11 protein-coding genes and 2 tRNA genes are annotated in these 12,486 nt (G+C 32.5%); 8 read left to right on the forward strand and 5 right to left on the reverse strand.

The window, feature by feature from the left end:
* Positions 1-123: 123 nt before the first annotated feature.
* The gene (locus M4Z11_RS04475; protein WP_249676801.1) at positions 124-450 is read right to left on the reverse strand and encodes a flagellar biosynthetic protein FliO; all 327 of its coding nucleotides are present in this window, start codon (positions 448-450) and stop codon (positions 124-126) included.
* 164 nt (positions 451-614) lie between these two features.
* Between M4Z11_RS04475 and M4Z11_RS04480 the strand changes: the two genes are divergently transcribed.
* Positions 615-3,164, forward strand: coding sequence for a response regulator (locus tag M4Z11_RS04480; RefSeq protein WP_249676803.1), 2,550 nt, complete (start codon positions 615-617; stop codon positions 3,162-3,164).
* Between the two features lie 222 nt (positions 3,165-3,386).
* Here M4Z11_RS04480 and purN read toward each other — a convergent pair whose 3' ends face one another.
* Together purN and purM are read right to left on the reverse strand one after the other, a co-directional pair.
* Positions 3,387-3,998, reverse strand: coding sequence for a phosphoribosylglycinamide formyltransferase (purN, locus tag M4Z11_RS04485; RefSeq protein ID WP_249676805.1), 612 nt, complete (start codon positions 3,996-3,998; stop codon positions 3,387-3,389).
* Positions 3,995-5,080 (reverse strand): phosphoribosylformylglycinamidine cyclo-ligase, encoded by a 1,086-nt coding sequence (purM, locus tag M4Z11_RS04490; protein ID WP_249676807.1) that lies wholly within the window; start codon positions 5,078-5,080, stop codon positions 3,995-3,997. Before purM ends, purN begins: the two co-directional genes overlap by 4 nt.
* Positions 5,081-5,298: 218 nt before the next feature.
* Here purM and M4Z11_RS04495 point away from each other — a divergent pair, with 218 nt between their 5' ends.
* From M4Z11_RS04495 to M4Z11_RS04520, 6 genes are all read left to right on the forward strand, one after another.
* Positions 5,299-6,456: an AI-2E family transporter gene (locus tag M4Z11_RS04495; protein ID WP_409337883.1), complete on the forward strand. Its 1,158-nt coding sequence runs from the start codon at positions 5,299-5,301 to the stop codon at positions 6,454-6,456.
* Entirely contained in the window at positions 6,453-7,142 is a 690-nt protein-coding gene (gene hdaA / locus M4Z11_RS04500; RefSeq protein ID WP_249676814.1) for a DnaA regulatory inactivator HdaA, read from the forward strand. The genes M4Z11_RS04495 and hdaA overlap by 4 nt, the downstream gene beginning before the upstream one ends.
* A gap of 472 nt (positions 7,143-7,614) precedes the next feature.
* Positions 7,615-7,691, forward strand: a tRNA-Pro gene (locus tag M4Z11_RS04505).
* Positions 7,692-7,789: 98 nt separating this feature from the next.
* On the forward strand, positions 7,790-8,095 hold the full coding sequence (locus tag M4Z11_RS04510) for an ETC complex I subunit (RefSeq protein ID WP_249676820.1): 306 nt from the start codon (positions 7,790-7,792) through the stop codon (positions 8,093-8,095).
* A gap of 37 nt (positions 8,096-8,132) precedes the next feature.
* Positions 8,133-8,209, forward strand: a tRNA-Arg gene (locus tag M4Z11_RS04515).
* An 806-nt stretch (positions 8,210-9,015) separates the two neighbouring features.
* Complete coding sequence (locus tag M4Z11_RS04520) at positions 9,016-9,381, forward strand: response regulator (RefSeq protein WP_249676824.1); 366 nt, start codon at positions 9,016-9,018, stop codon at positions 9,379-9,381.
* Between the two features lie 116 nt (positions 9,382-9,497).
* On the opposite strand, the gene rpsI is transcribed toward M4Z11_RS04520, so the two are convergent.
* Both rpsI and rplM read right to left on the reverse strand, forming a co-directional pair.
* On the reverse strand, positions 9,498-9,983 hold the full coding sequence (rpsI, locus tag M4Z11_RS04525; protein WP_249676830.1) for a 30S ribosomal protein S9: 486 nt from the start codon (positions 9,981-9,983) through the stop codon (positions 9,498-9,500).
* 2 nt (positions 9,984-9,985) lie between these two features.
* Entirely contained in the window at positions 9,986-10,450 is a 465-nt protein-coding gene (rplM, locus tag M4Z11_RS04530; protein ID WP_249676835.1) for a 50S ribosomal protein L13, read from the reverse strand.
* Positions 10,451-10,693: 243 nt separating this feature from the next.
* Between rplM and recJ the strand changes: the two genes are divergently transcribed.
* Complete coding sequence (recJ, locus tag M4Z11_RS04535) at positions 10,694-12,478, forward strand: single-stranded-DNA-specific exonuclease RecJ (protein ID WP_249676838.1); 1,785 nt, start codon at positions 10,694-10,696, stop codon at positions 12,476-12,478.
* The last annotated feature ends 8 nt before the right edge of the window (positions 12,479-12,486 follow it).

Here is a 12,486-nt window from a genome sequence, read left to right on the forward strand (position 1 = left end):
ATAAAAAAGTATAAAATTTACGGAAGAGAATTTTATTTTTAAGAGCTAGAGGCATAGAACAAATAGTGATTTCTACTGTATTAATATCAGCTATCTATCTTTTGGTTATTTGTATGAGGTACATTATGCAGTATATTTTCTAACAATATCTGATTCTATGCTGGCAATATTTGATTCTATAATAATAGCTGTTGATCCACCGATAAGAAGCAAATGTTCTATATTATCTCGGCGTATTAAAACAAGACGATGTGTACGATCAATAGCGACTGTATCACATACAGCTAAACGTGACTGATACTTCCTGTTAGTTTTAAATTGTATTTTATTTAACTTAGTTAAAAGCTGAATAATTATAGCGATTGCTACAATTATTAGCATGAGATAAAAAAAGTTGATCATCACCTGCGTTATCGGCACATTTATATAATCTGATAACCAACTTTTCATATTATTCCTCTTAAATCTTAATAATAAGCCTATTATTTTTCATTTATAATATTATAAAATTTAGACTTTTAAAATTACATTATGAAACACAGTACTTAATATCAATAATTTATAAAAACCGTAAAGGCAATTTGTGGCAAAAAATAGTCATAATTGAGGCAAAAATGGATAAAAATTTTGATAATATTAATAAATTATTGTCTACTTTCGTGCGTTGGGAAATTATAATTGCAGTTACTATTTTTACAATAATTTTTTTACTCATTATTGGATTGATAGGTTTTTTTTATCCGCAAGGCTATTTTTATAAGACTGCTTTGATATTTCTTTTAGTTTTAGCTATAATAGGTATTATAGCACTTTTTTTATTAGGAATGAACATTTTCAGATGTAGTGCTGTGCAATTACATAAAGATTTAGATTTTAACATTTTTAATGAGATAGATGATATAATTATAGTCTCTGATTTATCTGGCTTTGTTTATTATTCCAATCAAAATTATCAAAAAATTTTTACTTATAAGCCTGAAGCTTCTTGTTATGTAGTTATTGCTGATCTTCCAAACACTGGCGCACTTTTATACCGTTTAAAAGTAGCAGCATTAAGTGGTTCTGCAGCTCAAGAAGTATTGAGAATGGATCGATCAATTTTTATTAATTCAAAACAAAAAGGTGCTATTTGGTACAATATTTCTGTTCATCCTACTACAGTTAAGAGGGGAGAGAAGCTTTTATTTTGGCGTATCACAGATGTTTCTCATTTACAGCAATATCATCAGTACAATGAAACTTTTTTCTTAAATTCACAGGAATCTATTAGTTATTTAGACCAAGCTCCTATTGGATTTTTATCTGTGAATGCACAAGGAATAATTATATATTTGAATACTGTTTTTGCTAAATGGTTTTTAATCGATTTAACAAATTTTACTGTTGGTCAATATAGTTTTGATCAATTATTTCATTCCGTTGAAAATAATAGCAAATGGAATGATATCTGTTGGAACAATAATAAATATCAAAATTCAAATTGTACGATACCCTATACGTTCTCTTTATGTTCAATTTCAGAAACTGGTAATAAAAGAATATTCAATTGTTTTATGTATGCTTCTTCTCTTCTAGAGGATGAGGCTATTTATCGCATTATTATGATACCACAGAAAATAAAAAAGAATGAAAGTAATAGCCAATCAAAATTGCCAAGCATATTAATCGAATATTTTAATGCGAGCCCTTTTGCGATAGCAGTTATTACTCAAAAAGGACAATTTATATATGTCAATAATGCCTTTTTGTTGCTTACGGGAAAATCTAGAGCTGTTAGTTTTTATGATATTATATCTCCCTGTGATCATGTACAGTTAGAGCGTGTATTTCAGCAGATTACAACGAATAAAAACTATTCAGTTCCAATAGAAACAGTATTAGAAGGTAATCAAAAACGCTATTTGCGTCTTTATACAATGCTTATAACATTAGATCATGATAATGCATTACAAGATTTCGTGATTGTATCTGGAATAGAAATAACAGAACAAAAAATGCTTGAAGATAAAATGATACAAAGCCAAAAAATGCAAGCTGTGGGACAATTAGCTGGTGGTATTGCTCATGATTTTAATAATGTTTTAACAGCAATTTTAATGTCATGTGATTTTCTTTTAAATACACATCGCAGTTCTGACCCGGCACATGCTGATCTTATTAACATCAAAAACAATGCTAATCGTGCAGCTGCACTTGTACAACAGTTATTAGCTTTCTCCAGAAAGCAAACGCTTCGACCTGAAAAAGTTGATTTTACAGAGCTTTTATCAGATATACGTAATCTTATTTTACCTCTTTTAGGAAATAATATTCAATTAAAAATCATTCATGGAAAAGATTTGTGGAATGTTAAAGTTGACCAAGCATCTTTTCAACGTGTTATTATGAATTTAGTTATCAATGCACGTGATGCCATGCTTGATGGAGGAATAGTAACAATTACGACAAATAATATTACAAAACAGCAAAGTGCGGAATTCAATTATGCTGGTTTTGTTGTTGGTGAATACGTACAGTTAAGCATTGCAGACACAGGAACTGGTATATCTGCTGTTATACAAGAAAAAATGTTTGAACCATTTTTTACAACAAAAGAAGTTGGTAAAGGTACAGGGCTTGGCTTATCAATGGTTTACGGTATTATCAAACAGACAGGGGGATATATTTACTGTGATAGTCAAGAAGGAGAAGGCACAACATTTCATATTTTTCTACCACGTTATATTCCTATGAGTAGGGAGACTTCTCAACAGATTGAAAAAGTAGAAGAACAGGAAAAGAATACAGATCTAACAGGCTCTGCTACTGTTTTATTAGTTGAAGATGAAGATTCTGTAAGAATGAGTAGTGTAAGAGCTCTCCAAATGCGAGGATATACGGTTTTAGAGGCTGCAAGCGGGGTGGAAGCGCTTGCTATACTTGAAAAAAACAGAGGTGTTGTTGATATTATTGTTTCTGATGTAGTTATGCCAGAGATGGATGGACCTACTTTACTCATAGAAGCACGTAAAAATTATCCTAATATAAAAATCATTTTTGTTTCTGGATATACAAAAGATGCTTTTACTAAAAATCTTCCAGAAGATGCTGTTTTTGGGTTCTTATCTAAACCATTCACACTTAAACAGTTAGCACTAGCAGTTAAAGAAACCCTAGCACAATAGGATAGTATGATTTTAAAAGTCATAAGACTTCAATATTTTCAAGTATTGTAGCTTAAGTAATAAAGATATTTTAGTAACTATATTGTTAATTTTTTATTTTAAGCTATACATTTAAATAAAATAAAAAACTTATTTAAATAAATGTTACATGTATCCCTATTTCAAATATTCCTTTATCAATTTTGTATTTTTATCTTAAAATTTTTTATAGAAAATTTTTGTTTAAAGAGAAAAAAGTTGTTGTTGGTAATCTGTTGCTTTATTATTTCCTTGAATAAATGCTTTTAAGGCTTCTGGATAGAGTTTATTTTCAGCTTTTAAAACTCTTTCTGCCAAACTTTCTACAGTATCATGGGGGTGTATTGGAACCGCAGCTTGAGCAAGAATCTTTCCTGCATCCATTTCTTCTGTAACCAGATGAACAGTACAGCCAGTGATTTTCATTCCTGCTGCTAAAGCTTTTTCATGGGTATTTAAGCCCTTAAATAAAGGAAGAAGAGAGGGGTGAATATTAAGTATTCGTTCTTCATATAGCTTGATAAAATATGGTGAAACAAGCCGCATATAACCAGCAAAGCAGATCAGGTCTGGTTGATATTGGGATAAAATAGTGAGGATGTTCTTTTCATGTATTTCTTTTGTTGGATAATTTGTGCGATCAACGACATGAATAGGTACATTATTATCACGTGCTTTTTTAATGCCAGCAGCATGAGGACTATCACAAATAACCCCAACGATTTTAGCAGGATATTCTGTTTGTTGGCTAGCCTTAATAAGCGAAATCATATTAGATCCGTTACCGGAAATAAAGACAATTATTTGTTTTTTCATAAATTAAGCTTACCTTTATAAGTAACTTTTTTATTTTGATATTTTTTTAAAATACCAAGTGGAGTAATGGTTTCTCCTTGGTCCTCAAGCGCTTTCATAATAGATTCAGCTGAATTTTGTGCTACAATAACAATCATGCCAATACCACAATTAAAGGTTCGGAGCATTTCTGTTTCTTGTATTTTACCTTGTTGAGCAATCCATAAGAATACTGGTGAAATAGGAATTGCAGAGAGGTTAATTTCAGCACAAAGAGAAGATGGCAGAACACGTGGAATATTTTCAGGAAAGCCACCCCCTGTGATATGAGCAAGAGCTTTAATTCCTTTGTTATTCCTTATAACCGGCAGAAGAGATTTTACATAAATACGAGTTGGTATTAGCAGTGCTTCACCAAGAGTTATTTCAGGATTAAAAGGAGCAGGGTAATTCCATTTAAAATCATTTTGTTTAATGATTTGTCTTATGAGAGAGAAGCCATTTGAATGAACTCCAGATGAGCTAAGACCTAAGATAATATCTCCTTCTGCAAGATCTTTTGAAGGTAACAATGAATTCCGTTCAGTAGCTCCTACAGCAAAACCTGCTAGGTCATAATCTCCTTTTGCATACATACCAGGCATTTCTGCAGTTTCCCCTCCGATAAGAGCCGCTCCTGCTTGTTGGCATCCTGCTGCAATACCAGAAACAATTTCTACTCCTTGTTTTGTATCTAGTTTTCCAGTCGCAAAATAGTCTAGGAAAAAAAGAGGCTCCGCACCTTGTACAATTAAATCATTAACACACATGGCTACAAGATCAATACCAACAGTATTATGAATACCTATTTCAATGGCAATTTTTAATTTTGTACCTACGCCATCATTAGTTGCTACGAGAATGGGATCTACAAAACCTGCTGCTTTTAAATCAAATAGACCACCAAACCCACCAATCTTTGTATCTGCACCTATTCGTTTTGTTGAGTGCACATAAGGCTTAATTTTTTCTACCATTATATTGCCTATGTTAATATCAACACCACTATCTGCGTAGGTAAGATTCTTATTAGTTTTTTTATTCACTAGTTGTTGATTGCTCATTGGAGTCTTCCTTTATAGGAAATCAGATTTTGATATTTATGCAATGCCATGATAAAGTTATCTCTGCAAGAGTTATTGGATTTATTAATCAAAATACAATTATTGTTTACTTGACTCAAGAGGAAGAAATTCCATAATCTTTTAAAAGAATTTTGGTAATATTTATCAAATGGATATCAAGTAGTTAAAAGAACTCTTTACTGCCAATGAACAAGACAATGAATAAAAAAAAGAAATCTCATGATCATTATACGGCCTCTATACCCGCTTATGCCCAAGTACCATTACCAAATGGTATGAAAAAGCAAATTTTTTTCTGGTTAGGCGCATTGATTTTTTTCGTTATTTTTATGTTTATTTTTGGATCAATTTTGTTTCCTTTTATAGCAGGGATTGTGTTAGCATATTTTCTTAATCCAATTGTACAAATCTTTGAAAGAATTGGAATTCATCGTGTTTTTGGTACTGTGCTAATTACTTTGTCTATTATTATTTTTTTTGTGGTTGCTTTAATAATTTTGATTCCTATTATCAGTGGACAAATACAACAATTTGTAAGCAATGGTTTACCGGTTTATGTCAATCGCATTCAAACTTTTTTTGTTGAGCATAATTTTGATTGGGTAAGGCGTTATTTTGATAGTGATCCAAATGAGCTACATACTAATATTAAAGCGCTTTTAGGACAAAGCTCTGATTTTATTACGTCTCTATTAAATTCGCTTTTAAAGTCAGGAAAATCTATTGTTAATATTGTTAGTCTATTTGTAGTAACGCCAGTAGTAACATTTTATATTTTATTAGATTGGCCAAAGATGGTTAAGGCTGTTGATTCTTGGATACCACGCAATCATCTTATAACTGTTCGCAGTCTTTTTCATGAAATGGATAAAGCTGTCGCAGGTTTTGTACGTGGACAAGGAACTGTTTGTTTAATTCTGGCGGGGTATTATGCTATTGGCTTAACTATTACAGGACTGAATTTTGCTCTTTTAATTGGTATATTTGTTGGTCTCATAAGTTTTATTCCTTACATTGGTACAATGATTGGCTTTATACTATCTATTGGTGTTGCATGGGTTCAATTTTATCCAGATAATTGGGGTTGGGTTTTTGTTGTAATGATAGTTTTCTTTATTGGACAATTCATTGAAGGTTATATTCTGCAACCAAAGCTTGTTGGTTCATCAGTTGGCCTGCATCCAGTTTGGTTGATGTTTGCACTTTTTGCTTTTGGTTCATTATTGGGGTTTACAGGTATGCTTGTTGCCGTTCCTGCAGCTGCTATCATTGGCGTTCTAGTTCGTTTTGTTCTTCATATTTATCTGAATTCTCAGATGTATGCTCAAAATGAAAATTTGGAGTCAATAGAATGAATAAATACGAAACGCAGTTACCGTTGGATTTTTCTCATAAATCAGTTTTTCAATTTGATGATTTAATAATGACAGATAGTAATCGCATGGCTTTTCAACTGATTAATCATTGGCCAAATTGGGTTCCACCTATTGCAGCCTTAATCGGAGACAAAGGATCTGGGAAGACGCATTTTTCTAGTGTATGGGCTCAAAAAGCTAATGCTTTAAATATTTGTCATGATGAAATTGATCAGATTATAACCGTAGCTGCTTCAGGTAAATCGTTTTTAATTGAGGATATTGATTCAGCTGAGATCAGTGAAATTGGTCTTTTTCATCTAATTAATAGCATTAAACAAGCAAATCTAGGTATGAAGCAAGCTACTTTATTAATGACTGCACGTACATTACCATCTACATGGAATTTGCAATTGAATGATCTGAAAAGTCGCCTTAACTCAGTTATGCTAGTTGTATTAAAGCAGCCTGATGATGCATTATTAACGGCTATTGCTTTTAAATTATTTTCTGATCGGCAAATTACAGTTCATCCAAGTGTTATTCATTATCTTATAAACCGTTGTGAGCGTTCTTTATTCTCATTAAAGAGTATCATTGATTCCGTTGATCAATTAGCTTTACAAAGAAAAAGTAAGGTAACGCGTGCTATTATTAGTGAGGTTATTAATATGCAAATTCAGTAAATACTTTTTGACATATTCTAATGTTTTTTTAATCTTAGTATTATATAAATTTATGAAATAAAAAATACAGCTTAGTTTTTTAACTATAATATTTATTTTACGAGTAATGATTTCATTTGCAGCTTTTAGTATGGGCGTATTTTCTGATTTTTTAGAAAGTAATGATAATTTGAAGGATAATATTAGGCTATTTATATTGCATTCTATTATCGACATACATAATAACAGCCTGGTATTGCTATAATGAATTATTATTAACTTCTTGGAAAATCTATATTAAGGATATTTTTATTCTAGCTAGTATGGATTTTATTTTTTATAGAGTGTTTTTTATTTCTATCGTTAATCATTTGATTAAAAAGTGCTTAAAAGAATTATTATATATTAAGGAATAGAAAAATTAAAAAAAGTGTGTTTTTCTCTTGCACTTCTGCTATGAAAATTTTAGGGAAGATAGGTTAAATATAAATGACGGAGCGTAGCGCAGTCTGGTAGCGCACCTGATTTGGGATCAGGGGGTCGTAGGTTCGAATCCTATCGCTCCGACCATGCTTATTCGATGAAAGATAATATCACGAATTGGATAGTATGCGGTAAAGTTATTATTTAGCTTTAGCTATTATTTTATCTAAGGGAAAAAAAGTTCTATGGTTGCGCGTATTTATAGTCCTGCAAAAACACCAATGCAGTCAGGCAAGGCAAATACTGGTTTTTGGATTCTTCAATATGAGCCAGTACAGAAAAAAATGATTGAACCTCTTATGGGGTATACAGCAACATCTGATATAAATAGTCAAATAAAAATTCGGTTTCAAACAAAAGAAGAAGCAATAAATTTTGCTATAAAAAATGCTATTCCTTATCGTGTAGAAAATTTGCATGAAGCTTTACGACGCGCTATTTCTTATTCTGATAATTTTCATAGTAATCGGCAACAACCTTGGACACATTAACAAGGATGTTACTCATAAATTAAGATGTTTTTTATTTGGTCCCGTAGCTCAGCTGGATAGAGCAACGGCCTTCTAAGCCGTAGGTCACAGGTTCGAATCCTGTCGGGATCGCCAAATATCAATAAAATAAATGAGCTATATAAAAGTTAGAAATTTTGGGTCATATTGATTGAATTTTTTATTTCTTCTGTATTGCTAATAATTTCTGAGCATGCTCCATCATAGTGGAAAAAAGTTTGAAAAACATTTATAAATACCATAAACTTTCAATTTATTGTCTTATCAAATATTTGAAATGGTTCAAATAGATGATTTTAACTTAGACTATCCAAATTATTAATTAAATCAATTCGATAAATGATTATCATTAAAGAACTCAAAAATACTGATAATCTATAAATAATAGAATGCTTTAGCAGTTTCATTACACAATAGGGCTCACGGAATATGACTGAATATTAAAATAATACTCTGAATGCAAATATTTGTATTTAGTGAGGTTTTTCATATTTAAAATTAATTTTTATAAAATATTTAGAAACATTAAATATACTATTCGTCAAAAATGCTTTTATGATTAAAATACGTTAAATATTTTTTTAACGCCATGTATAAAAAAGTGTAAGCAGTATTCGCTTTTATAACTGTAGATATATATTTGATTTCAAAATTATTGAATTTCTTTTTGGGTTTCAAACCATAAGTTGCTCAGCTTTTTAAGTAATTTAAATATTATTTTTTATTGAAGTGATATTTATAATTAACTTAATTGTATCACTGTACGATAGATAATGAAAAAATGCTTCTATTATGGTTTATTTAGATTTTTCAAAATTTATAGTTTTTTATCATCTAGCGTAGTGATAATTTATTCTAGTCTATAATAGCCTTTTTATATAGGAAGGGCAGGAGTTATACGAATGTTAAAAAAAGTTATGATCGTGGAAGATAACGAACTTAATATGAAATTATTTCGTGATCTTATAGAAGCGTGTGGCTATGAAACCATTGAAACACGTAACGGACTTATTGCATTAGATCTAGCTCGTTCTTCAAAACCTTCTCTCATTCTCATGGATATTCAATTGCCTGAAATATCAGGAATTGATATTATTAAACAATTGAAAGAGGATGAAGAACTTAAATCTATTCCCGTTATTGCTGTAACAGCTTTTGCTATGAAAGGAGATGAAGAACGAATTCGTGCAAGTGGGTGTGAAGAATACATGTCAAAACCTATTTCTGTTCCTCATTTTATTACAACGGTAAAATCTTTTTTAAATTAAAAGCTTTATTTTAGATAACAACAAATAAAAATATTGTTTGATTAAATAACTTTAGTTTTTTTTAACAAAAAAACCAATGAAAACAAAAACTCAACATACCATTATAAAAATTTGAATTAACGTTTTGAAAATTGGAAAGAACGACGCGCTTTCGCTTTACCATATTTTTTGCGTTCAACAACACGGCTATCACGTGTAAGAAATCCTCCCTTTTTTAAAATAGTGCGGAGTGCTGGTTCGTAATAAGTTAGCGCTTTTGAAAGTCCATGCCGTACTGCTCCTGCTTGACCGGAAAGACCTCCTCCAGCGACGGTTGCAACAACATCAAATTGAGTATCTCTTTGGGTTGCCACAATTGGTTGGCGAAGAATCATTCTAAGAACAGGACGAGCAAAATATTTGTCGAACTCTTTATTATTAATAGTAATTTTCCCAGATCCTGGTTTGATCCATACACGAGCAATAGCATCTTTACGTTTGCCTGTTGCATAAGCACGTCCTTGTGAATCAAGTTTTTGTACGTGAATGGGAGCAACATTTTCATTAGATTCTACAATACCTGTTGCGGTACCAAATTGAGAAAGAGAATTGAGTTCAGCCATATCTAAGCAATCCTTTTATTTTTGCAATTTAAAGCACCTACATCAAGAACTTCAGGCTGTTGTGCTGTATGTGGATGTTCATTACCAGCATAAACACGCAAGTTTTTCATTTGACGGCGACCAAGAGGGCCACGAGGAATCATACGTTCTACAGCTTTTTCAATAACTCGTTCAGGAAAACGCCCTTCCAGAATTTGGCGAGCTGTGCGTTCTTTGATGCCGCCGATATAACCAGTATGCCAATAATACTTTTTATCAGTATATTTTTTCCCGGTGAGAACTATTTTATCTGCATTTATAACAATAACATTATCTCCATCATCGACATGTGGAGTGAAAGTAGCTTTGTGTTTTCCACGTAAGCGGTTAGCAACGAGCGTAGCAAGACGACCTAAAACGAGGTTTTCTGCGTTAATAATAACCCATTTTTTTACCACTTCAGCTGGCTTTTGTGAAAAAGTTGCCATGAAGTATCCTTTATAAGAATCCCTTTAAGAGTAAGGGCATTTTTTGTTGCTTGGCGTTGTGTATTACTATCACAACAAGAGACACTACAAGTGTACTATTTATTTGATATAATGTCTGATGATTTGCGTCAAGAGAAAATAAAACTTATATAAATGTGCTGTTATGATAACTTTACTAATGATGATTTATTCATTTAAGGCGTGACTGTATTTTTATTACTTGTTGGAGTATTATCAACAATAATGCGACGATTTCGTTATTTACTTAATGTTCAATCTTCTGCTTGTAATCAAGCTTGGATTGATGCTCTTGATATGGATAGGATTAATAACGCTCGTGCCATTTCTCAAAAATTTGGTTTGCCAGACCAACTTGCGCGGGTTCTTGCAGCAAGAGATGTTGATGAATCGGAAGCTGTGGCTTTTATTAACCCGACACTGCGTATTTTAATGCCTAATCCTAAAAAAATTACAGATGTGGATTGTGCAGCAGAGCGCTTAGTTAAAGCTATTATAAACCGAGAAAAGATTGCTATTTTTGGCGATTATGACGTTGATGGTGCTTGTTCAGCAGCGCTTTTAGCGCGTTTTTTACATTGTTTTGGTATAATAGTAAAAATCTATATTCCTGATCGTATTATTGAGGGATATGGTCCAAATGAACAGGCAATGAAAGGATTGGTACAAGAAGGGGCGAGTTTAATTATTACTGTTGATTGTGGTGCGAATAGTCCGGATGCAGTAAGAGCAGCGAGGCTTGCGGGTGCTGATGTCATTGTTTTAGATCATCATCAAATGGAGAATATTCACGAAGAAGCTGTTGCCCTTGTTAACCCTAATCGTCCTGATGATTTTTCTGAGCAAGGACATTTATGCGCTGCTGGTGTTGTATTTATTACATTAACGTGGGTTAATCGTTTATTGCGGGAGAAAAAATGGAGAGGAACGCTGCCTGATCTTTTAAGTATGCTTGATCTTGTTGCATTAGCCACTATATGCGATGTTGTTCCATTACAAGGTGTCAATCGTGCTTTTGTAGTTAAAGGGCTTCAGGTAGCTCGTTCTATGCATAATCCTGGAATAGCTGCTTTGACGAAGGTTGCGCATATAGGAGAACCACTCAATAGTTTTCATTTGGGTTTTTTATTGGGACCCAGGATTAATGCAGGAGGACGTATTGGAAATCAGGCCTTAGGAGCATATTTGCTCAGCTGTAATGATAGAGATGAAGCCGATAGAATAGCACAAGAACTAGACCGACTTAATAAAGAACGTCAAGAAATGGAGATGACTCAATTAGTTCAAGCTGAATCTTATCTTGATTCTATTTATCAAGAGAAAACAATACCATCTTCTTTTGTGATTGCTCATAAAGAATGGCATCCTGGTATCATTGGTATTCTTGCAGCTCGTTTAAAAGAACGCTTTTTTTGCCCTGTTTTGGTCATAGCTTTGAAAGAAGATGGAAGTGGTATTGGATCGGGGCGTTCAATTAGTGGTATAAATTTGGGAGTACTTGTACGTGAAGCAGTTACATTAAATTTATTAGAAAAAGGAGGAGGACATAGTATGGCAGCGGGATTTACAATTCAGTCAGAAAAAATTGAAGCTTTTCGTGAATGGCTAGAAGGAAAAGTATCTTTAATGGTTTCACAATTACGTGCTGAGAAGTCTCTTAGTATAGATGGTTTTCTTTCTGCTTCTGGCGCTAATAAAGATCTTTTTGATATGATTGAAAAGGCTGGTCCTTTTGGCTCAGGAAATGCTATACCTGTTTTTGTCTTTCCTTCTCACCGGTTAGTTAACTTATATGAAGTTGGAAAAGGCCATTTGCGCCTTATTATTTCTAATATTGAAGGTAAAAAATTGCAAGGAATCGCTTTTGGTGCAGTAGGAACACCACTTGGTCAATTTCTTTTTGAGAATATTGGTAAAACAATTCATTTAGCTGGTAATCTTAGTTTAAATCATTGGAGAGGAAATATCAGTCCACAATTGCGTGTTATTGATGCAGCTGCAGTAGTTTAATAAATACA

The organism is Bartonella bilalgolemi, from assembly GCF_023500045.1.
In the GTDB taxonomy this organism is placed as follows: domain Bacteria; phylum Pseudomonadota; class Alphaproteobacteria; order Rhizobiales; family Rhizobiaceae; genus Bartonella; species Bartonella bilalgolemii.